This window comes from Winogradskyella jejuensis, from assembly GCF_900129745.1.
Lineage (GTDB): Bacteria > Bacteroidota > Bacteroidia > Flavobacteriales > Flavobacteriaceae > Winogradskyella > Winogradskyella jejuensis.
Genome location: NZ_FQWS01000002.1, coordinates 250,362 through 274,310 on the forward strand (window position 1 = coordinate 250,362; position 23,949 = coordinate 274,310).

Consider the following 23,949-nt stretch of genomic DNA (forward strand, 5'->3'; position numbering starts at 1 on the left):
TTTTTTTATGTCTATATTTGAACAGTATCTGACAACTTAGCAGAGCATTAATAAAGGCAAGGTTGTTGTTCCACTTCAAGAAATTAATTTACATGAGTTTTTTCAAAAAAATATTTTCTTCAGAAAAGAAAGAAACCCTAGATAAAGGTTTAGAGAAATCTAAATCCTCATTTTTCAACAAACTTAACAAGGCTGTAGCAGGAAAATCTAAAGTCGATGATGATGTATTAGATAATCTTGAAGAAATCCTAGTCACCAGTGATGTTGGTGTAAATACAACACTTAAAGTCATTGAACGTATCGAAGCTAGAGTGGCGAAAGATAAATATTTGGGTACATCAGAGCTTAATCAGATTTTAAGGGAAGAAATCGCAGGTTTATTATCCGAAACCAATTCGGGTGAAGATATCGATTATACCATTCCCGAATTACCAGCACAAGAAAATGGAAAGAAAACGCCTTACGTACTTATGGTCGTAGGTGTTAATGGAGTTGGCAAGACAACGACCATTGGAAAGTTAGCGTATCAGTTTAAGAAAAAAGGACTTAAAGTGGTTCTTGGTGCAGCAGATACCTTTAGAGCTGCAGCGATAGACCAATTACAAGTTTGGGCAGATAGAGTAGACGTACCAATGATTCGTCAAGAAATGGGAAGTGACCCAGCCTCTGTTGCGTTTGATGCTTTACAATCTGGAGTTAACCAAGATGCGGATGTTATTATTATAGATACGGCAGGACGTTTACATAATAAAGTCAACTTAATGAATGAGCTAACTAAAGTTAAACGTGTCATGCAAAAAGTAGTTGGCGATGCACCACACGATGTACTTCTCGTTTTAGATGGTTCTACAGGTCAAAATGCATTTGAGCAAGCCAAACAATTCACCGCGGCAACGGAAGTAACGTCGCTTGCTGTTACCAAATTGGATGGTACTGCAAAAGGTGGTGTTGTGATTGGTATAAGTGACCAGTTTCAAATTCCTGTAAAATACATTGGTGTTGGCGAAGGTATTGAAGACTTGCAAGTCTTTAATAAATATGAATTTGTGGATTCGTTTTTTAAATAGATTATGAAAAAAACACTTGTTTTTGTCTTATTATCATTTTCCTTTTTAAATTTTGAATCCTATGGAGGAAAGATTAATAAAGGTCAAATAGATGAAAAAGCGATAAGCTTTTTAAAAGAAAATTATGGCTGGAATAAAGAAGATTTTTTGGTTATATCATTTAGACAACCTAAAAATAAATGCCACTACGACAACTACAAGAATTTAAGTAAGACAAATAGGGCAATTGCCAAATTTAGTGAGTCTATCGAAGAAAAAAGTACTAGGAATATCCTCGTTTCATCAGATGCTGAAAAAGTAAAAGCCTATGTAGACTTAGAAAGTAGTTATATCGACTTTGAAGATTTTATTTTAAAGACTTTTTTTGAAAAAGCTAATTCTTGTTATGGATTAGTAGTAATTAACAACGAAGGACGTTATATGTCAATAGCAGGTGAGTTCGTAACAAAAGACGTTAATTCTTTTATTCATTTGCTGAAATTAGGTTACTAGCTACTTATTTTTAAAGATAGGTCTTTTTCGTATTTTTATAAAAAATACGAACCATGACTAAGTACCTTTCTTTATTTCTATTGCTTTTTATTTTCTCATGTAAAGATGCTTCAAAATCTAATGAAGCACGCACACCAATCACTGAATCAGAAACTGTAGTTGACAATACAAAAACAGATGACGATTTAAGTGCTATTTCAACCAAAGATTTTAGAGAGTTTAAAGTTCTAGACTCAAAGTTGATTACAAAAGCTGAAATCTGGGAGCGTATTAACCCTCAGATGGAGGACTTTAAAGAAGCCGATTACAACCGACTAAAACCAATGGTTTTAGAAAGTGATATGATGACGCTTCAAAAGCATATTGCTGATGGGAAGTTTAATTACGAGCAACTCACAAAATTCTATTTGTACCGTATTAGAAAATTTGACAGAGAAAATGATTTGTCATTAAATTCAGTTATCTCAATAAACCCAAATGTCATAAAAGAAGCTAAAGAAGTTGATGAAACGGAATTTGAAGAAGGTATGCACCCCATTTTTGGGATGCCAATTCTATTAAAGGATAATATTAATGCTGCGAACATGGTCACAACAGCTGGAGCGGCAGCTTTAAAAAATAACAAAACGAATGATGCATTTTTAACCAAACAATTAAAATCTAAAGGTGCGTTGATTCTTGGAAAAGCCAATCTGAGCGAATGGGCCTATTTTTTCTGCGGCGATTGCCCAAGCGGTTATTCGGCAATTGGCGGACAAACTTTAAATCCTTACGGGCGCAGAATTATAGATACTGGCGGTTCGAGTTCTGGTTCTGGTGTTGCCGTTTCTGCAAACTTTGCAGCGGCGGCAATTGGTAGTGAAACTTCGGGCTCTATTTTATCGCCAGCGAGTAGTAATTCTATTGTTGGACTAAAGCCTACAATTGGTTTAGTAAGCCGTACTGGTGTAGTACCAATTTCTTCAACTTTAGATACCGCAGGTCCAATGACAAAAACCGTAATGGATAATGCTATTTTGTTAGATGCTATTTTTGGAGTAGATACTTCAGATTCTAAAGCTATTAATCCACTTTTAGATAATGGATTTTATTATGAAGACTTAAAAAAAGCAAGAATTAATGGTAAGCGTTTTGGAGCTCCTAAGCGTTTACTAGAGGATTCTTTATATGTCAAAGCTTTAGAAGATTTAAAAGAGCAAGGTGCCGTTATTGTTGAAATCGAAGAAGAGAAACTAGGTTTGCCAAACTTCCTAAGATTATTAAATCTCGATATGAAAAAAGACTTACCAGCATATATGGAAGCCTATGCGAATAAGGACATAGCTATGCGAACTATTGAAGATTTTATGGCATTCAATTTAAAAGACTCATTAACGTCGATGCCTTATGGACAAAATCTGTTTAAAGGTATTGCCAACGATAAAGGTGATGCTGCTTTTTTAGAGCGTATTAAAGACACTCTAAAAACCAATGGAAGACAGTATTTTGACAAGCCAATGCGAGCTCACAATCTAGATGGTTTTTTATCTATTAACAACTATCACGCTGGTTTTGCAGCTGTCGCAGAATATCCGGCATTGACAGTGCCAATGGGATACCAAGACAATGGAAGACCAATGGGATTAACCTTTATTTCTAGTCGATTACGAGAGAAACAGTTGCTTGAGTGGGCTTATGTTTATGAGCAAGCATCAAAAGCTAGAGTCGCACCGAAAGACTATAATTAATTGATTAATGTATTGATTTTTGCCCAAAGTTGATTATCAAAATCAGACAAGGCAAAATTATCATCATCGGCAGCGTTGCCCATTCGAATAACAACTAAATCTTTACTGGGTACGATGTAGATTTTCTGGTCGTTTTTTCCCAAAGCACAATACATATCGTCTGGAGCATTTGGAATTAATTTTCCTTGAAAAACAAACTGTGTTTGTGGTAACATATATGTTGATTTTCCGTTAAGCCACCACATGTAGCCATAAGCTTCATTTAAATTTTGAGATGTTGTTGTCGCGTCTTGTAAATAGGTTTCAGGAATAATTTGTTCGTTTTCCCATTTCCCATTTGCAGAAGTTAATAAACCAAAACGTGCCATGCTTCTCGTATTGCTCCAATAGACGTTAGCCAAACCCATAGGAATCCACGCACCCGACATGCCAATTTTGTTTTTTAATTTAGAGCTAAAATAGTTGTCCCAGTCTTGGTTAGACGCTTGGGCAATAACATCTTGAAGCTTTACATAAACACCATGATAAGCCCAACGTTCGCCAGCATCAGCAACATAATTTAGATTTTGGACAGCGATATTTATAGAGAAATCATCTAGTCCAGAAGTCATGGTCAGCAAATTTCTGTTAGTAATTAATTGCTCTTTATCACTTGATATACTCGTCCAACCTTCGCCCAAATAATCCGAAACTTTATCATCAAGGTTTAATAGATTTTCAAATTGAGCAATACCAGTTATTGCTGTTGTTAAGGTTTTTCCGGCACTGGCCCAATACCAAGGCGATGATACAGAATGTCCATTGAAATACTCTTCAACAACAATTTTTCCTTTGTGAAGTATCATAAAACCCTTGCTGTTTTTTTCTTCTAAATAATTTAGAAGTGGCTGCAATTCAGAGGCATTCCAATTTAATTCTGAAATAGTAACTGTTTCCCATTCATCAGAGTTTATTGGTGGAAAGTAAATATCTGTATTGTTATCTACAGGTTCTTGAGAAATATTCTCAGTTGAGCTACAAGAAAATAGAATTATAAATGAAGAAATTAGAAACCTTATTCGCATGGTGTTTTGATTTGGTTACAGTTAAGACTGCAAAAAATAAAAATAGTTTAAAATTCAATATTCATAAATGGTAGAATCAAAATTATATATCCTAAATCATTATGTATCTTTGCATGCTGATTTAAAAGACTATGCGTACAAAAACTCTTAAGAAGAACAGAATTAATGTAGTAACACTCGGTTGTAGTAAAAATGTATACGACAGTGAGGTGTTAATGGGGCAATTAAAAGCCAGCGGAAAAGATATTGTTCATGAGCAAGAAGGTAATGTGGTTGTTATTAATACTTGCGGCTTTATTAATAATGCTAAAGAGGAAAGCGTCAACACCATTTTGCATTACATGCAAAAAAAGGAAGATGGCGATGTGGATAAGGTTTTTGTAACAGGTTGTTTAAGTGAGCGCTACAAACCAGATTTAGAGAAAGAAATCCCAAATGTAGACCAGTATTTTGGTACTACTGAGCTTCCTGGTTTATTAAAAGCCCTTGGCGCAGATTATAAGCATGAATTAATTGGCGAGCGTTTAACAACTACGCCTAAAAATTATGCTTATTTAAAGATTGCCGAAGGTTGTGATAGACCTTGTAGTTTTTGTGCTATTCCATTAATGCGAGGTAAACATAAGAGTACGCCAATTGAAGATTTGGTGACCGAAGCTGAAAAATTAGCAGCAAACGGCGTGAAGGAACTAATACTCATTGCACAAGATTTAACCTATTACGGCTTAGATTTATATAAAAAACGAAACTTAGCTGAATTACTAGAAAACTTAGTAAAAGTTGAAGGTATTGAGTGGATTCGTTTACATTACGCATTCCCAACAGGTTTCCCGATGGATGTTTTAGATATTATGAATCATGAACCGAAGATTTGCAATTATCTAGATATTCCGTTACAACATATTTCAGATTCTATTTTGAAAAGTATGCGTCGTGGAACTACTAAAGAAAAGACAACTAAATTACTTAAGGAATTCAGAGCTAAAGTTCCCGAGATGACTATTAGAACAACACTGATTGTTGGTTATCCAGGGGAAACTGAAGAGGACTTTCAAACCCTAAAGCAATGGGTAAAAGACATGCGTTTTGAGCGTTTGGGTTGCTTTACCTATTCTCATGAAGAAAATACTCATGCTTATAATCTTGAAGATGACGTACCAGAAGCGGTGAAAATTCAACGTGCAAATGAGATAATGGAAATTCAATCTCAAATCTCATGGGAACTCAATCAGCAAAAAATAGGACAGGAGTTTAAAGTAGTTATTGACCGTAAAGAAGGTAATTACTTTGTAGGTCGTACCGAATTTGATTCTCCAGATGTGGACAACGAGGTTTTAATCGATGCTACTAAAACGTATCTTAAAACAGGTGAATTTACCACTGTTAAAGTCACAGAAGCTGAAGATTTTGACTTATACGGTGAAGTTATTTCTTAATTAAAGCGGGCTTTCTTTTACCTTTTATTATTAGGCAATATATTTTATACAAGAGTAGTAATCCCATGATTTCGTGATATTTAATTTGATATTATAAAATTTAAGTTTTCAACTTTTGATATCTATACTCAAGAAAATATAAATACAGCTGAAAGAATTAGAAAAATTGTAAAAGCTAATCGTTCTTTAGAACGCTTAGCACGTTTTGATTTGTTTTTAGAGAAATTCATAATGTTTGTGTTTTGTGGTTAAACATTAGTTTTTGTAGCGCCCCGCAACTGGAAGTCTGCAGTCATATCCAGCGCAAGACACCACAAAACTGGTAGTCATTTGTAATGACCCTACAAACTTACATGATGGTCTTAACGAAATAAAAGAATCTCTACGGACAATAAGTGGACTTAGCCTATAATAGTACCGGACAAAACGTGGACATATTTATTTAAAATATGGAATTACAATGATATAACTAATTCTTGAAGCGACTCTTCCGTAGACAGATTTAGTTTTTTTCGTAGACGATACCTCGCTTTTTTTACGCCTTCAACAGAGATATTTAGGATGTTGGCTATTTCTTTACTAGATAAATTCATCTTCAAAAGAGACATCAGTCTTAAATCGTTATTACTCACTTCAGGATAGTTTCGCATTATTTTGGTATTAAAATCTTTATGTACGTCTTCGAAGTAAGATTTAAACTGTTCCCAATTATTATCGTTATTAATATCTAGATTAATGTTATTAATAATACTTTGAAATCCTCTTGTGTTATTACTCTCCGATTTAATAGATTTTAATTGCTCTTTTAAGTCTAACAGTACTTCATTTTTATGAGCAAGATGAAGCGCATGCGTCGTCAACTGCTTTTCTTTAAATTCTAAATCACTATCTAATTTTTGGCGTTCTAATCTATTGCGTTTCATTTTTTGTCGTATAGCATAAAATAATAAGCCTCCCAGCACCAATAATGAAATGAGACCCATTACTAAAAGCTGAAATCTTGATTCAGCTACTTTTTCTTGTTCTTTGAGTAGTTCTATTTCAGATTTTTGAAGAGCAATTTCTTTCTCTTTTCTATTGGTTTCAAAAATTACTTTTTGCTCTTCGGCCAAGCTTGTTCTTAAATAACTATTAATCGAATCGCTAGCATTTATACTCTCTTTCAATAAGTCGTATGCCAAATCATATTTTCCCATTTTATTGAGAACTTTAGACTTAAAGAGCTTAGTTCTCTTTAAGTTTCTATATGAATTGTTTTTTTCTGCTTCAGAAATGCAGTAATCAAAATTTGCTATGGCCTCTGTATAATTGTTAATTTCTGTATTAAGTAGACCACGCATTATATTATAATTATAGACTATTCCAATATTTTTTTGTTGGCCGTCTGTGCGTTCTACCTCATCTAGATATGCCTTAGCTTCTTTGTAGTTCTCTCTATTTATTTCAATTTCTGCTAACTGTATTAGGGTCGATAGAATGTTAGATTTTAGATTAATTTTTTTAGAAAGCTCTAAAGATTTTAAAGCACTCTCAAGGGCTTTATCAAGTTGAGATAATTTTATTTGCGACATTGATTTCATTCTAAGCAATTGGGCTTTCTGATTATTTTGTCCTATAGCATCGGCGATTTTTATACCAATATCTAGCTGATTTACAGCTTCTTTGTTTTGATACATATCTTGATATAGATTCCCAATAGTATAATAGGCTTGTGGCAGTAAAACCGAATCAAAGGCTTGTTCTCTTAATTCAATAGTTTCTTTCATATGTTTTAATGCTATATTTCTATAACCTCTATTAAGCGCTATGATGCCTCTATTTTCTATTGCGGTTGCTAATAAGGATGTGTCCTTGTATTTTCTGGCAATAGGTTCTATCTCGTCAATTAACTCTTCAACTCTATCATAGTCTCTAGTAAGTACTTTTACGGTTAGGGCTAAATTAGATTTTATTGTTGCGCCCAACAGAGTGTCACCAATTTTCATAAATTCGTTCCCAGATTTTTCTAAATAAACCATGCAAGAGTCATAAGCACTCTGTGTATAAAAGTAATTAGCCTTTACGCCATATAAACTTGCATAGCCACGCACAAAAGGCTTTTTTTTGTAAATAAGACTTGCTTCATCTATATATAATTTAGCCATTCTTGGATCTTTATAAACTAATCTTTCTGCTAATGTCAGTTGTGCTTTGGCTTTAACACTATCGTTTTTTGTAGATCTAATTATCAGTTGTAAGCTGTCTACCCATTTTTGGTTCTGGCTCTGACTACTAATACCAAACATTATAAAACATAGTAAGCAGATATATTTAATTGCAATGTTTACACTTTGGATTAAGTTTTTATAGAAGATACTAACGAGGACATTTTTGAGAGACTTTTTGCAGAGCATAATGATTAGTTTTTCAATTTATTTATGTAATTATAGTATTTGTTATTTTTTATCTATTTGATAATCAGCAATATAAAGTGTGCTAATTAGGTTTTGTCCACCTATATTAAAGTTCAATATTTTTTTAAAAATTTTAATGATTTTGGGGTGGACAAAAGGTGGACAAGACTGATTTTCAGTCATTTCGGTGTTTTTTTAATCTATCTTCGACAAACAAAACAATATGGTATGCCAAATAAACACGTGACACTTTTTGCTGTTCTACTCATTAGTTTTTCATGTTTTAGCCAACAGCTATATCTCGAATTGGGTACAACGATATCCTCATTCGATTACGAAAATTCTCAGGGACAACCTTTAGATAATTTATTGTCTATTTCTAAAACCTATTACGGGATGGGTTACAGGCAAAGTATAAACCCAAACAAGACATTGTTTTTATCACTTGGCGCAACTTATAATAATTACGGTGCAATTGGTAGTGAGAATAGTGTAGACAACTTTTTTCAATGGGATGTGAGTTATTTGGGACTTAAAGCAGGTATGAGTATTCAGTTATTTCAATTAAGAGATCTTTATTTTTTTGCTAATGTATCGGTATCACCAGAGATTATGGTAAGAGGAAACCAAACAATAAATAGTTCTGTATTTAATCTAGTAGGTAATGAAGAGTTTAATAATACCATAGTTTTTTTTAGAGGCGGATTAGAAATGCAATATCCAGTTTCTAAGTATGCGGCAATTTCTGCGGTCTACAATTATGGAAAAACAACCTTAGCTAATAGCGGAAGTACACAAGAAAAATTAGGACTTAATGCGCACCAATTCGGTATTGGTTTTATAATCAATCTACCGAATTGTAATTGTGATTTTTAAACTTGTTAAATATAAGTAGACAAAAGGTGGACATTCTATAATTAGCTGATTATTAATAGTTTTTAATTATAGATTTGGGTCATCTGCAACTATCAAAAAACAATATAAATTATGAAAACACTTCTACGATTAGCATTTTTGCTTTGTTGTGTTCAAGTATTTCAAGCACAAAATAATTCGGATTATCGAATTATATCGTCAAATCTTGGTGTAGCAGGTTCTTCTCAAACTATAGAGACTTCTAGAGGAACTTATAAGGTGAGTCAAAGTATTGGGCAATCTAGTATTATAGGGACTTATAAATCTAATGGCTACTACTTACGACAAGGTTATCAGCAACCTTTAACGGGAGCTACCAATATAAATAACTTAAGTACTACTGAAATATCAGCTAAGGTTTATCCAAATCCTTTTAGTCGTCAATTAAATATTGTTTTTACAGAACGTATTCAAAGCGATATTTCGGTGTTGATTTTTGACATCAACGGAAGATTAATTTACAATCAAAACTTTGAGCCGAGACAAGACGTAGAAATACAGATTGAAAACATATCAAAAGGCACTTATTTCTTAAAAGTCGCTTCAAAAAGAAAACGCTTTAATACAAAACTTATCAAAATTTAAAAACAACTAACACAATACAATTAGCCATGAAAAAATTACTATTACTAGCATTATATATTTGCTTTTCGACACTGCTTTTTTCGCAAACAGATGGTATATCTTATCAAGCGGTTATTATTGGACCAGATGATTTAGAATTACCAGGCGTAGACTCTCAAGGGAACTATTTGCCAAACGCCACCATTGCCATAAAGTTTTCTATACTAGATGCAAATAACGACCAGAATAATCCATTGTTTGTTGAGACACGAACTGTAGACACTGACGAGTTTGGTAGAGTTAATCTTATTATCGGTTTAGATAATGACGAGTTTAAAGAGATTAATTGGGATGGTGAGATAAAATTTCTAAGGGTAGAAATAGATTTTGAAGGTGGTACTAATTTCGAATTTCTAAGTAATGAAAGGCTAACCTATTTACCATACGTGCTTCATAGAGACATTAAAGCAACAGGAACTTTAACTGTCGATGATAGAACATTTTTAAACGGAGAATTGGTTGTGGAAGGACCAGCAAATTTTAATGATGCCCTTACAGTTACTGGAGATGTACCAAGTTATCTGTCTGGAACATTAACCGTTGATGGAGAAACTAACATAAATAATGCATTCAGAGTTAATGGACAGAACCCAACAGATTTATCAGGAAGTCTAAGAGTTGGTGGTAATGCAAATTTTGAAAGTGATTTAAGTGTACTAGGTTTAACCGCTCTAAATGATTTAACAGTAACAGGACAAGCCAGTTTCGGAGATATGTCAGTAGATAACTTAACTGTAAACTTAAGCAGTGTACTCAATGGACAAACTACCATAAATGGACAAACGCTCATAGATGGTCAAGGAAATCAAGTAAGAATTACATCTAATCTGCCAAACCAAGGAAATACAATAGAAAATCATCCGCTTTTAATTGATGGCGGAAATAATGGTCTTGCCATTAGAGTAAATGGAAGTCGGTCTAACGATACAAATTTTATAACCTTTTATGATCAAATGAGTAATACACCATGGGGTAGGATAGAAGGGGAGATACCAAGTGAGTTTGGTAATAATGCAGATTATGAATTTGATCAATCTTCGTTAGAATTCGATATTTACGATTCAGAGATTGATTTAGGTTTTGCAATAGCACATCAAGTAATTTCTGGCGCGCAACTAATCAAGGCGTCCACAGATTTTCGAGCTTGTATTGGATTAGGAGGTTGCCTAGCTTCACCTGGTCCAGCAGATATAGGATTTGCAGGAGTAGAACTTATCTCAGCTACAGCGCAAACAGTACTTGCGGCGCTTGTACTGGACAGATCTAATCTCAATAAAGCTATTTATGATAATAATAAAATAATTTATCAAGGTGTAACCTATGCTTCTGGGGCTGGTGATTATGCCGAATATTTAAAACGAGAAGATTTAAATGAAAATATTACTTATGGTGATATTGTGGGTTTGAAAGGTGGAAAAATTTCTAAAAATGTCATTGGTGCAGAACGCGTAATGGTGGTTTCCTATAAACCAATTGTATTAGGAAATATGCCACCAAAAGATAGGGAATCAGAGTACGAAAAAGTAGCTTTTATGGGCCAAGTACCAGTTAAAGTTTATGGTAAAGTTAAAATTGGTGATTATATCATACCAAGCGGAATGAATGATGGTACTGGGGTTGCCATCTCACCAGAGGATATTAGAGTTGGACAAATAAAGCATATAGTTGGTGTAGCTTGGTCAGAAAATAATCAAGCTATTAGTAAGAGTATGATCAATGTAGCTGTTGGTATTAATAAAAATGATAATAATCCAATTATAAAAAAACTTGAAAATAAAATATCGATACAGTCTCAAGAAATCACAGAATTGAAAACTCAAATAGCCGACATATATAAAGCACTTAATGATATTAAGAACGGAAAACCTCTAAATGCTCTTAATGAAGATGAATCTTATAATGAATTACCTATTAATAATTATTATAACAGAAAATATGAAGTTGCGCAGGCTGAGTATGGAGAAATTGTTTACTGGGAAATAACTAAAGAAGATATTCAAAAAGCTTTTGATATGGCAAGAAAACAAATGGTGCTTAATGGTGTTGATGTCGAAAATAATTATTTCTGGAATAAAATTGATAATGACCCAGCTTATAAAGAAACGTTAATAACGGAGTTAATAGATAAGTTGGATAAACAGCTACACTATCATAAATCAGTTTTTACGAAAGATTAATAATAGAAATAGAATCAAGTAAACATGTTTTCCATGAAAACTAACATAAGATTAATAGTATTTTTTATAAGTACTTTTCAAATTTTACTTGCTCAGACTACGATAATTCCAGATGCTAATTTCGAGAACTATCTTGAAACTCATACTGCGGACGGAACTGAAGTTAATGTTGGTAATCCAGAAAGCATGGGTGATGGAATTGAGAATAATAGTTTGGTTCTGACTAATAGAATTCAGACAGTGACGTCACTGAATATTATCGAATTACAAATTGAAAATATTATTGGGATTGAAGATTTCGTAGCTCTTGAAGTTTTAGTTTGTAATAATAATAGGATTGCAAGTATAGATGTATCCGCTAACGCCAACTTAAGACTTCTTAATGTGTCAAATAATCGAATTTTAGGCGAACTCAATGTTAGCAACAATCCAAATTTAGAAAGTCTATTTTGCTCCTCTAATCAAATAAATGTTTTAAACTTTAATAACAATACGGTTTTAAAAAACCTTGACGCTTCCAATAATCGTCTAACAGACTTAGATTTATCTAACATTAATTCTATAGCATGCCCAGACCCACAAACAGACCCTGTAACCTTATGTCAAGGTTCTGCTACAATTAATGTCTCTAGAAATCAGCTAACAGCTTTAGTGGTTAATAATGGATTTAATGATTTAGTTTCTGTTTTTGATGCCACAGATAATCCCGATTTACCTTGTATTCAAATTGATGCTGGATTTACGCCTGGAAATAATTGGGCTAAGGACGATTGGGCATATTTTTCAGAAAATGTATGTGTAGACATTTATACTTATGTACCAGATGATAATTTTGAGCAGGCGCTCATTAATCAAGGTTACGACGATGTTTTGGATAATTTGGTGTTAAGAGCAAATATCGAGAATTTAACCACTCTCGATGTTTCAAGTGCCTTAATTGTGAGTTTAGAAGGTATTGAAGATTTTACAGCACTCGTAAATTTAAATTGTAATGGAAACGCTATTGAAGCAGTCGATTTATCTGTAAATACGGCTTTAGAAGATTTAGATATTTCGGCTAATGCTTTAACGGATTTAGACCTTTCTGCAAATACGTCTTTATTGGTATTAAATATTCAAGATAATAACATATTTAGCTTAGATGTGTCAAATAATACTCTATTGACAAACCTTGATTGTTCCGGAAATAGTTTAACAGACTTAGCATTAGACTCTAACGTGCTCCTCACTGATTTAGATTGTGCTTTTAATCAGATTGAAAGTCTAGATTTATCAAACAATACAGCTTTAATATCCATTTTATGTAATGACAATAACTTATTTGCACTCAACTTAGTTAATGGCAATAATCCATCTATAACAGCATTTAGTGCTCTAAACAATCCTAACTTATTTTGCATCGAAGTAGACGATGTAGCCTTTGCAAACGGTGCAGCTGGATGGCAAAAAGATGCTGCTGCAGATTACAACCTCAATTGTGGGACATATGTACCTGATGACAATTTTGAACAGGCCTTAATTGACCAAGGTATAGATTCTGACAACACACTTAATAACTATGTGCCTACTGGAGACATAAATATGTTGACGGATTTAGATATTTCTGGCTTAGCAATAGAAGACCTTACCGGAATTGAAGATTTTACAGCTTTGGTAAACTTAAATTGCTCAGATAATTTCCTATCGGTTTTAGAATTAACTACAAATTTGGCTTTAACAACAATTAACCTTGCAAATAACCAGATTGAAAATTTAGACCTATCAATAAACGCCAATTTAACATCAATTTTATGCAATGATAATGCATTAACCTCGCTGAGCATAGCTAATGGAAATAATGCTGGTCTGGCAACTTTTAATGCTACAGGAAACCCAAATCTTTTCTGTATCAACGTAGACAATGCAATTTTAGGAAACATTCCTATGGCTTGGCAAATTGATACAACAGCGTCCTATAATGACGATTGTGCTAATAATAGAATCACACTTATTCCAGATCCAGTTTTCGAACAAAAACTAATTGATTTTGGTTACGATAACGTCATTGATGGGCAAGTATTAACAGCAAATATTGAACTGATACAAACCCTTAATGTCAGTGATGAAGGTATCTCGGATTTAACAGGGATTAGAGATTTTAAATCTCTTGTAGAATTAGATTGTAGTGGTAATTTTTTAGATGATTTAGATGTTAGTAATATGGTAAATCTAGAACGATTGAATTGCAGTTCTAATTTTTTCCTTACTAATGATATTAACGATGCTAATGGACTTTTAAACACAACAGGAACAATTGCATTAGTAGAATTGTTTTGTGGAGGTAATAACCTTTCAAATCTAGATACTAGTCTTAACGCAAATCTCCAAGTTTTAGATTGTGCTGACAATAATATTACAAATCTCAATGTGTCAAATAATTTAGCCTTAGTTAGGTTAAATGGTTCAAACAACAGTCTATCTGCCTTAGATATTAGTGCTAATACACTTTTAGAAGATTTAAATAGCGATAGTAATCAGCTACAAACTCTTACAACTATTTCAACACTTAATACAACATTAACACGTTTAAGTTGCGCAAATAATAGCCTTTCAGATTTAGTAGTAACAAGCTATCAAGCCTTATCGTTTCTTAACTGTGGTACAAACAATTTAAATGCACTTAACGTTCAGAATAATCCAGATTTAAGTTTTCTTTCGGCAACAAATAATCAAATTACCGCTATCAATTTGATGAATAATGGCAATTTGGTAGAAGTACTTTTGTCGCAAAATAATTTAACCCAATTAGACTTAAGTGGAAACTCAATGTTAGAGCAACTCAATTGTAGTTTTAATGACATTAATTCAATCAATTTGGCTTCAAATTCGCTTTTAGAGTTTCTGACTTGCGCTAATAATGAGCTAACTACTATTGACCTTACAGCTAATACAAACCTCATAGAAATTAATGCAAGCGCCAATAGCTTAGCTAGCATCAACCTTTCCAGTAACTTTGGAAGCTTAAAGCGTATCGACCTTAGCAATAACCAACTTGAAGAGGACTTAGATTTAAGCACGATGGCAATTTCGGCATGTGTATATCAACCAAACCAAACAGATTTTTGTCCTGAAACTATTACAATAAATGTTTCTAATAATTTATTGAGTTTTTTAAATATCCAAAATGGAATCAACCCGGAAATCGCAAGTTTAAATGCTACAGGAAATCCTAATCTAGATTGTATACAAGTAGATGATGCCAATTCTATCGGCGCAGGTTGGATTAAAGATGATGCTACAGAATATAATGTTGATTGTAATTTTGGAGAAACCTTTGTGCCCGATAATAATTTTGAACAAGCCCTTATAGATTTGGGCTATGACACGGGACCTCTAAACGATTACGTGCCAACTATTAATATTGAAGCTTTAATCATTTTAGATGTTAGTGGAAATAATATAGCTGACCTTACTGGTATTGAAGATTTTGAGGCCTTGCAAACTTTAAATTGTTCTAATAATTCGCTTACAGAACTAATAATAGACCAAAATACTAACCTTATCAGTCTTAATTGTTCAGAAAATCAATTAAGCAACTTAAGTGTTTTAAATAATACGTTGCTAAATACAATTAACTGTGCCTCCAACACGATTAGTACATTAGATTTAAGTAACAATGGCAGCCTTACAGATTTAGATATTTCTAATAATTCGTTTACAGCATTTTTGCCAAGTGAAGTCCTATCGTTAGAAAGTTTTAATTGTGATTTTAATCAGATAACTGAGCTCGATTTTCAGTTAAATCAAAATATGACGAGTATCAATTGTGCGTCTAACCAGCTAGAAGTTTTAAATATTAAGAACGGACAAAATAATAGCTTATCTTTTTTAGATGCTCAGAATAATCCAGATTTAACTTGTATCGAAACAGATAACGGTACAGTACCAGCAGGTGTAACTTGGCTTATAGATGCCACGGCTCAGTTTTCTGATAATTGCTTTTTTGGGCAAACCTTTGTGCCAGACGATAACTTTGAGCAGGCTTTAATCGATTTAGGCTTTGATTCTGGAGCTCTAGACGATTATGTGCAGACAGCAACTATAGAAACTATCACTTTTCTAAATATATCCTCTAGGGAGATTTCAGATTTAACTGGGATTGAAGATTTTATAGCCTTACAAAACCTTAATTTCGAAATTAATACTATTTCTTCCGTAGATTTAAGTAATAATACGGCACTTGTAGATTTAGATACTTCAGATAATCTACTAACAGAAATTGATGTTTCTTCCCTAACGCAGCTTTTAGTTTTAGATGTCTCCAAGAATGACTTATCTCAAATTAATGTAGATGCCAATGTGCAACTGATAGATTTAAATGTTTCAGATAATTCTATTGAAAATCTTAGTGTAGATACCTTAACAAATCTCGAAGATTTAAATTGTTCGAACAATCTTATTGGTAGTTTAAGTTTAACTCAAAACATAAATTTAGAAATACTCTTCTGTCAATCAAATATGCTTATTGATGACCAATTGAATATTCAAAATGGAAATAATCAAAACATTCAAATATTCAACGCTACCAACAATCCAGACTTAGGCTGTATTTTGGTAGATAATCCTACGGCGGTTATAGAAAACACTGATGGTACTTACGATGATTGGAGTAAAGACGATACGGCAACCTATCAAATTATTTGTTTAGATGCTGATAATGATGGTGTACCCAACGTTGATGATTTATGTCCTGGAACGCCATTTGGAGCTACAGTAGATTTATTTGGTTGTGCTATTCCAAACTTACCAAATGGCAACTTTTTAATTTCTATAACCAGTGAAACTTGCTTAAATAGCAATAACGGAATCATTTCTATTGAAACGCAAGAGGTATATAACTACACAGCAACCTTAACTAGTGACGATTTTAATCAAGCTTATAATTTTACCAATGATGTAGATATTTTTAATCTATTAGCAGGAACTTATGAGTTATGTATCACTATTGAAGAATGGCCAGATTACGAACTGTGTTATACGATAATCATCGAGCAACCAGACCCATTATCGGTATTTTCAAGTAGAATTGCGGGGACAAATAGATTGGCTCTTGATATGTCAGGGAATTTAAGATACAATGTAGAGTTTAACGGAGAATCTTTTGTAACCTATAACTCCGAACTTCAGTTAGAACTGCAACAAGGCATTAATACGCTAAAAGTCACAACAGATTTAGAGTGTCAAGGTGTTTTTGAAGAAACAATTATTGTAACGGATGAATTTTTAGTCTATCCAAATCCTTTCAATAACGAATTAGAGATATATAACGGTATTCCAGATGAAGAAGTTGATGTAAAAATATATTCTCTTTTCGGTCAGCTTATTTTTTCAAAGGTTATTCAAAATCACGGTAGTAATATTGAATTGGATACTAGCAGTTTAGCTTCAGGAATGTATTTGATTATGTTGCAATCAGAGTCTATGCGTACAGCTCATAAAATTATTAAAGAATGAAAAAGTTAGTTTATATATTCTGTGTCTTTTTAGTGGTGTTATCTTCATGTAAGGATACTACAGACGATATGATAGATACAACCATTCCTTTTGGAGAAATTCAGGATGAGGTTGAAGGTGTTCAATTAATTTTTCCTTTAGAGAATGAATTGTGTACTACAGGAACTAACATAACCGATACCGAAAGTACCGTATTATTTGAGTGGGTACCCAATAACAATGCAGACAGTTATAATGTCACAGTTGAAAATTTAAATACAGGTGAAATTATAGAACTAGAAACTACGGACTTTTTGGTGCCAATAACTATAGCGCGCGCAAATTCTTTTAGGTGGTTTGTCAGTTATGTCTATAGAGACGACATATCGACTAGTGAGTCGTGGAATTTCTATAATGCAGGTGTCGGCGTGCAAACGTATCCACCTTTTCCAGCACAAATAATTGCCCCTATAATGGCACAAAATATTCCAGCAACAAGTACCGTAATTTTACAATGGAATGGTAGTGATGTAGATGATGATATTGTAGGTTATGATGTGTATTTTGGAACGAGTAATCCTCCTGAAATGAGTAACGCGGATATTACCAATACAGAACAATCAGTTGCAGTTACTCCAGATACTATTTATTATTGGAGCATAACAACTAAAGATGCAGAAGGTAACGAGTCTAGTTCTGTGGTTTTTCAGTTTAAAGTATTAAACTAAAGTTCTAAATAAAGATATTATCAATTAAGTTTCCTCTCACTTCAAACGGATGAAAACGCGAGAACAACTCTTCAGAATACCAGCCGAGTTCTCTGGTTTTTTTAACCATATCGGCATGTTTTTTATTGCTATACGCATAAGCCATCATGTGTTCTCCTTTTTTCCAAAACGAAAATGTAGCCTGCATAAAAATAGGCCATTCACCAATACCTTTAGAAAAAATTAAGCCCTCATGTCCGTCCATAGATTTAGAAACCGAAGGCACATAACGCCAAAATTTATAAGCTAATTTTGGTTTTATAGTCGCTCTAGTAATCACAGCGATAGGTTGAAATTCGTTATACTTTACTTCGGCATTAAACGGTTCTTGTTCACTCCATTTACCATGTGCTTTTATAGAATGCATTAAAATGTGACTATGCTTTTCAGAGCTACTTTGATATTCTTCAATAATATCTGAATCTAAAAACTTATTTGCTTCGTCTTCCGAGTTGAAAACAGTTAATAATCCAAAGGTAGACCAATCTGGCCATATCGAAAATCCGTTTCCACTTCCAGCACCAAGTGCTTTCCAGAATGTAAGTCCAGAAATATCCTTTTTAAGAAGTGGAGGTCTTCCCATGCGACCAAGCGCTTGCCATTTATTTTTAAAGCCTTTGTATGAGAAAAATGAAATGACTGTGGTTTGAGACATATTGTAAAGGTAAAAAGACAAAGACTTTTTTTTGCTTAATTATTTGTGAAAAGTCCTATTATTTTTTGGTTGTAAAGCGCTTGCATTTTTCTGAAATTCCGTTGACATAATCTGAAATTGATTTGACGTCTTTGGCATATTCAGCACCTTCAAAACCTGAAATATCTTTGTAGGTAATTTGTTTATTATAGGCCGTGAGATAATCTGAAGCCAACGGTAAATAAGACCAATGCCAGCATTCTAAATTGTAGCCAGTTCTACCTTTAGCTTTGTTAGTATAAACTTGATAGAAACCAAAATCATTAGCGTTGGTACTCAGCCAATCATAGATGGCTTTCCCTTCACCAGAGTCGTAGTAAGAATTTGTAAGATTATTTAAATCTAAATCCGTACCCCAATGGTGCCGAGACGTAGATGGCATAGAACTGTATTCCATAATTTTTTTGGCGCGCTCAATAGGTTCTAATTCTTTATATTTTTCCCATTTACGGTTCCAAATGCGTTTCTGTTCTTCAAAATTTCTTGTCCCAGAAATGATGATAAGATTGATGCCGTCTGCTTTTGCCTTAGCATGCATCTTTAAATACGCATCATAGGTTTCTGTTTGAATAAAAAGTATTTTTGAGCTTAATTTTGAATCTACTTTTACAAAATCTGGATGTGTTTTATAATCGAATTTTCCTAAAAGAAAATCTTTATCCATCATTATTTCATCTTCAGTTTCGACTTTAACTTCGATTTGGTCCTCAATCACGACTTCGACTTTAGACGCAACTTCGCCCTTTTCTTTGCAATTGAAAAGTATAATGAGTACAATTAGAAATTTGATACTTTTCATACTATTCAGCTTTCATTTTTTTAATGCGCTGTAATAGCGTTGGATGCGAATAATGCATAAATACATACGCAGGATGAGGTGTAAGATTACTCAAACTGTTTTTAGATAGTTTCTTTAAAGATGAAATTAACGGTTCTGCTTTATAAGTGGTTTTAGCATAATCATCAGCTTCATACTCAAACTTACGAGAGAAATAATTCATAATTAAACCTGTAATTTCAGAAATAGGCGAGTAGAGCAATCCAAAGGCAATTAAGCCTGCGTGAAAACTTGGTATTTCTACGCCAATGACATTTGATAATAACGGATTGGATATAAAAATAGATAAAATAAAAAGTGTAAAACCCGTCATTAAAACTGAAGCAAAAAGATTAAAAATAATGTGCTTTCGCTTATAATGCCCAACTTCATGAGCCAATACCGAAACGATTTCTTCATCATCTAAATCAGTAATCAAGGTATCAAACAGGGTCACGCGTTTTTCGCTACCAAAACCAGAAAAATAGGCATTGGCTTTTGTACTTCGTTTTGAGCCATCAATCACAAAAATTTTATCAAGATTAAATCCAACAGAATTGGCGTAGTTTGAAATTTTGTTACGCAATTCGCCTTCCTCCAAAGGTGTTTGTTTGTTAAAAAGTGGCACAATGAGTTTGGCATAAAACATATTCATAAACACCGTGAAAATAATAACAATTCCCCAAGCATATAACCAAAATTGATTGCCTGTAATTTGATAAAACCAAACGATGAGCGCTAGTATACTTCCACCTAATAAAGCCATCATAAACAAGCCTTTTATTTTATCTAAAATAAAGGTCTTTCTAGTGGTCTTATTAAATCCAAATTGTTCTTCAATCACAAAAGTCTTGTAGTAGGAGAAAGGTGTAGAGATAATCTCACTCGCTAGCATAATTATTCCGAAGAAAATCAACGCAATAATTATTGGATTTTCAGAATAACTTCTAGCAATGGTATCGACATACTCAAAGCCATCGAGTAAGAGAAAACCTAAAGTTAAAATCAATGAAAACAAGGATGACCATATACCAAATCGGTAATTTATAGCTTTATAATTTTGAGATTTTTTGTATCGAGCTTCATCGTAAACATCTTGTAATTCAGATGGAACCGCATCTTTAAAATGTTTAGCATTCAATGCATCTAAAATTTTATCCTTTAGAAAATTAACGATGATTATGCCTATAATGATGTAGAATAGGGTTTCAGAATTCATTTAGTTTAATTATTTAAAATCACGTTGACGTTTCGCTTCAAAAATAAGAATTCCGGCTGCGACAGAAACATTCATAGAGTCAATTACACCTTGCATGGGAATACTAATATTTTGAGTCGCTGCTTCTCGCCATTCTTGGGTTAATCCAGTAGCTTCTGTGCCAACAACAATAGCCGTTGGTAAAGTGTAATCTTGTTCGTGGTAGGGTTGTGATTCTTGCAGAATCGCTGCGTAAATATTAAAACTATATTTCTGTAAAAAGGCGATAACTTCTTCAGTAGATGCAACACCAATTTCAGTCGTAAACACACAACCTACACTAGAACGAATAATGTTTGGATTGTAAATATCTGACTTTGGGTTGGCTATAATTACAGAATCTACTTTTGCAGCATCTGCTGTACGTAGTAATGCACCCACATTACCCGGTTTTTCAGGAGCTTCGGCCACTAAAATCAAAGGATTTTTAGAGGATAGTTTTAATCCTTCAAGTGTGTGTTCTTTTGTTTTTCCTACAGCGATAACACCTTCAGTTGTACCACGATGCGCCAATTTTTGAAAAACTTCTTTCGAGATTTCAATAATTTCAACATTGTAATGCCGCATTGCTTTGGCCTCGCTTTCAGAAAATAAGTCAGGGAAAAATAAAAGCGTTTCAATAGTATATCCGCCTTTTATAGCTAGAGACAATTCACGTTTACCTTCAAGCAGAAATTGTCCCGTTTTCTTTCGCTCACGAGACTTATCCTTAAGCTGTATCAGCTGTTTGATATATGGGTTTTGCGTACTTGTTATAGATTTGTGCATATGTAAACAAAAGTAATGTAATTTTACAGGAAAAATAACGTCAAACCTACCAACAAAACCACTACAATGAAAAAAATAATAGCATTATTCGCAACAGCTTTAATAATTATCAGCTGTAAAAACGACAAAACCTCTTCAATAGAAGAAATTAAGAATATTAAAAAAGAAGATATCACAACAAGTATCTACCCAGAAAGTATTACTAAAATTTTTGATGCTCACGGTGGAATAGACCACTGGAATAAAATGAAAACCTTATCCTTTACCATGAATAAGCAGAATGGAGCTGAGGTTACAACCACAAATCTAAAAACGCGTGCAGAATTAATCGATACTCCAGATTATGGGATTGGTTTTGACGGAAGAACGCTATGGGTAAATGAAAAGAACGAAAAACCGTATAGAGGAAAAGCACGTTTCTATAAAGGTTTAATGATGTACTTCTATGCTATGCCTTTTATTGTAGGCGATGACGGAATTATTTATGAAGAAGCTGAGCCGCTTACTTTTGAAGGTAAGACTTATCTAGGTGTTTTAGTGTCTTATGAGGCTGGTATTGGCGAATCTCCTGACGATCAATATATTATTTACTATGATGCTGAAACAGGGCAAATGCAATGGTTAGCCTACACTGTAACTTTTGGTAAAGATGGAAAGAGCGATAAGTTTAGTTATATCCGTTATGATGACTGGCAAACTATTAATGGATTGGCTTTACCAAAAAGTATATCTTGGTATAATGTTGAAGAAGGACAACCAACAGAATCAAGGAATACTGTTGAGTTTGTGGATGTTGTAGTTTCTGAAGAAGCGCCGAAAGATGCTATATTTGGGATGCCCCAAGGTTCGAAAATTATACAATAGATTAACGATTTGTCATACTGTCCCGCAGCTTCGGGATTGATTCAGCATCTCACATTTATACAGAATAAAAAAGGGAACCAATTTGGTTCCCTTTTTCGTTTTAATCTTGTTGTTCTCGTTCAAGTTTTCCAGAATAGCGTTTCCATAATTTCGTTTGATGTGTCTCCAAACTTAAGTTTCGTCCATCGATAAAAGCATGAGTTACTTGGTTACCACGCATATCTAAGGCATCTCCTTCGCTAATAAAAAGTGTGGCTCTTTTACCAGCTTCGAGTGTACCGTACTTATCATCAATTCCCATGATTTTAGCTGGGTTTTGAGTAATTAGTTGTAAAGCTTGTTCTTTTGTTAAACCATAGGCTACAGTGGTACCCGCATAAAACGGAAGATTACGCGAATTCATACGCTCCATTTGTCCGCTTGGTTCTAAAGCGACTAAAATGCCAGCATCGACCAGTTTTTTAGCGAGTTTAAATGGCAAGTCATAATGGTCATCTTCATTATTTGGTCTTGTATGTACACGTCTTAAAAATACTGATACATTATTCTGCTTTAAAAAATTTGTAACCTTATCTGCTTCATAAGCTCCAACTATAGTAATTTTAGAAACACCTTGGGACTTCGCAAAGTTAACAGCATCTGTGATTCCTTTTTGGTCATTTACATTAATATACAAATGCTTGGAACCATTAAAAAGCCCAGCCATAGCTTCAAAAGGTAGGTTACGTTCTTTTTTAGGACCTGCATTATGTGTTTTTGCCTCAACAAAATATAGCTCTATTTCCTTGACTTGTTTTCCGTAATTTTTATTTGGTTTTAATCCAGGATCTTCACCAAGCCACCAACGTCCGCGACTAAAGGTGCTTGGCCAGTTCATATGAATACCATCATCTGTCTTTACAGCAGCATCTTCCCAGTTCCAAGCGTCGTATTGCACGACAGAAGATGTGCCGGTAATACGTCCGCCTCGTGGTACAACTTGACCTAAAAGTACACCGTTTGGTCGCATAGACTCTACAATTTTGGATTCAGCATTGTAGGCAATAATACTTCTAATGTGTGGATTGTAAGTTCCTAATTCTGATAAATCGTTCGATGCTTTAACGGCATCAACTTCAACTAACCCGAGTGTTCCGTTGGCAACAATAAATCCTGGATACACGTGTTTTCCAGAAGCATCAATCACTTCCATTTCGGAGGAATTAATTCTTACTGTCGTTGCGTCTCCAACATTTGTAATCTTACCGTTAGAAAATGTGATAATACTGTTTTCGATAACCGTTCCGTTGCCTATATGAGCCGTTGCACCCATGATAGCAATGTCTTTAGACTGCTCAGGAGCAGGTGTTTGTTGTGCAAAACTCATACTAGCTGTAAGTAGAAGTATTACTATATATTTTATGTTTTTCATCTT

17 protein-coding genes are annotated in these 23,949 nt (G+C 33.8%); 10 read left to right on the top strand and 7 right to left on the bottom strand.

All coding sequences use genetic code 11. The features are described from left to right. Positions 1 to 92 precede the first annotated feature (92 nt). The 3 genes from ftsY to BUB95_RS08970 are packed head-to-tail and all read left to right on the top strand — an operon-like array spanning position 93 to position 3,286. Positions 93 to 1,067 (top strand): signal recognition particle-docking protein FtsY, encoded by a 975-nt coding sequence (gene ftsY / locus BUB95_RS08960; protein WP_073085662.1) that lies wholly within the window; start codon positions 93 to 95, stop codon positions 1,065 to 1,067. A gap of 3 nt (positions 1,068 to 1,070) precedes the next feature. Then, positions 1,071 to 1,559: a hypothetical protein gene (locus BUB95_RS08965; protein WP_073085664.1), complete on the top strand. Its 489-nt coding sequence runs from the start codon at positions 1,071 to 1,073 to the stop codon at positions 1,557 to 1,559. Between the two features lie 53 nt (positions 1,560 to 1,612). Next, a complete protein-coding gene (locus tag BUB95_RS08970; RefSeq protein ID WP_073085666.1) occupies positions 1,613 to 3,286 on the top strand; it encodes an amidase family protein in 1,674 nt (557 codons plus the stop codon). Here BUB95_RS08970 and BUB95_RS08975 read toward each other — a convergent pair. Beyond that, positions 3,283 to 4,350 carry a serine hydrolase domain-containing protein gene (locus BUB95_RS08975; protein WP_073085668.1) on the bottom strand — a complete coding sequence of 356 codons (1,068 nt, stop codon included), beginning with the start codon at positions 4,348 to 4,350 and terminating at the stop codon, positions 3,283 to 3,285. The genes BUB95_RS08970 and BUB95_RS08975 overlap by 4 nt on opposite strands. Before the next feature lie 131 nt (positions 4,351 to 4,481). Between BUB95_RS08975 and rimO the strand changes: the two genes are divergently transcribed. Further along, on the top strand, positions 4,482 to 5,786 hold the full coding sequence (rimO, locus tag BUB95_RS08980) for a 30S ribosomal protein S12 methylthiotransferase RimO (RefSeq protein WP_073085669.1): 1,305 nt from the start codon (positions 4,482 to 4,484) through the stop codon (positions 5,784 to 5,786). A gap of 455 nt (positions 5,787 to 6,241) precedes the next feature. Here rimO and BUB95_RS08985 read toward each other — a convergent pair whose 3' ends face one another. Further along, entirely contained in the window at positions 6,242 to 7,930 is a 1,689-nt protein-coding gene (locus tag BUB95_RS08985) for a tetratricopeptide repeat protein (protein ID WP_143185581.1), read from the bottom strand. Between the two features lie 477 nt (positions 7,931 to 8,407). Here BUB95_RS08985 and BUB95_RS08990 point away from each other — a divergent pair, with 477 nt between their 5' ends. From BUB95_RS08990 to BUB95_RS09010, 5 genes are all read left to right on the top strand, one after another. After that, the gene (locus tag BUB95_RS08990; protein WP_073085673.1) at positions 8,408 to 9,055 is read left to right on the top strand and encodes an outer membrane beta-barrel protein; all 648 of its coding nucleotides are present in this window, start codon (positions 8,408 to 8,410) and stop codon (positions 9,053 to 9,055) included. A gap of 111 nt (positions 9,056 to 9,166) precedes the next feature. Beyond that, a complete protein-coding gene (locus BUB95_RS08995) occupies positions 9,167 to 9,679 on the top strand; it encodes a T9SS type A sorting domain-containing protein (protein ID WP_073085675.1) in 513 nt (170 codons plus the stop codon). Positions 9,680 to 9,705: 26 nt separating this feature from the next. Next, positions 9,706 to 11,895, top strand: a complete 2,190-nt coding sequence (locus tag BUB95_RS09000) for a hypothetical protein (RefSeq protein WP_073085677.1) — start codon at positions 9,706 to 9,708, stop codon at positions 11,893 to 11,895. Positions 11,896 to 11,928: 33 nt separating this feature from the next. Next, complete coding sequence (locus tag BUB95_RS09005; RefSeq protein WP_159432646.1) at positions 11,929 to 17,388, top strand: T9SS type A sorting domain-containing protein; 5,460 nt, start codon at positions 11,929 to 11,931, stop codon at positions 17,386 to 17,388. Continuing rightward, on the top strand, positions 17,385 to 18,095 hold the full coding sequence (locus BUB95_RS09010; RefSeq protein ID WP_143185582.1) for a hypothetical protein: 711 nt from the start codon (positions 17,385 to 17,387) through the stop codon (positions 18,093 to 18,095). The genes BUB95_RS09005 and BUB95_RS09010 overlap by 4 nt, the downstream gene beginning before the upstream one ends. Before the next feature lie 4 nt (positions 18,096 to 18,099). On the opposite strand, the gene BUB95_RS09015 is transcribed toward BUB95_RS09010, so the two are convergent. The 4 genes from BUB95_RS09015 to BUB95_RS09030 are packed head-to-tail and all read right to left on the bottom strand — an operon-like array spanning position 18,100 to position 21,671. Then, positions 18,100 to 18,789, bottom strand: a complete 690-nt coding sequence (locus BUB95_RS09015) for a hypothetical protein (RefSeq protein ID WP_073085683.1) — start codon at positions 18,787 to 18,789, stop codon at positions 18,100 to 18,102. A 58-nt stretch (positions 18,790 to 18,847) separates the two neighbouring features. Next, positions 18,848 to 19,627, bottom strand: a complete 780-nt coding sequence (locus BUB95_RS09020) for a M15 family metallopeptidase (RefSeq protein ID WP_073085685.1) — start codon at positions 19,625 to 19,627, stop codon at positions 18,848 to 18,850. A gap of 1 nt (position 19,628) precedes the next feature. Continuing rightward, positions 19,629 to 20,864, bottom strand: coding sequence for a M48 family metallopeptidase (locus tag BUB95_RS09025; protein ID WP_073085687.1), 1,236 nt, complete (start codon positions 20,862 to 20,864; stop codon positions 19,629 to 19,631). Positions 20,865 to 20,873: 9 nt separating this feature from the next. Next, a complete protein-coding gene (locus BUB95_RS09030) occupies positions 20,874 to 21,671 on the bottom strand; it encodes a TrmH family RNA methyltransferase (RefSeq protein ID WP_073085689.1) in 798 nt (265 codons plus the stop codon). Positions 21,672 to 21,737: 66 nt separating this feature from the next. On the opposite strand from BUB95_RS09030, the gene BUB95_RS09035 reads away from it, so the two are divergent. Then, positions 21,738 to 22,535: a DUF6503 family protein gene (locus BUB95_RS09035; protein WP_073085691.1), complete on the top strand. Its 798-nt coding sequence runs from the start codon at positions 21,738 to 21,740 to the stop codon at positions 22,533 to 22,535. A 100-nt stretch (positions 22,536 to 22,635) separates the two neighbouring features. Here BUB95_RS09035 and BUB95_RS09040 read toward each other — a convergent pair whose 3' ends face one another. After that, a complete protein-coding gene (locus BUB95_RS09040) occupies positions 22,636 to 23,946 on the bottom strand; it encodes an amidohydrolase family protein (RefSeq protein WP_073085693.1) in 1,311 nt (436 codons plus the stop codon). Positions 23,947 to 23,949 lie beyond the last annotated feature (3 nt).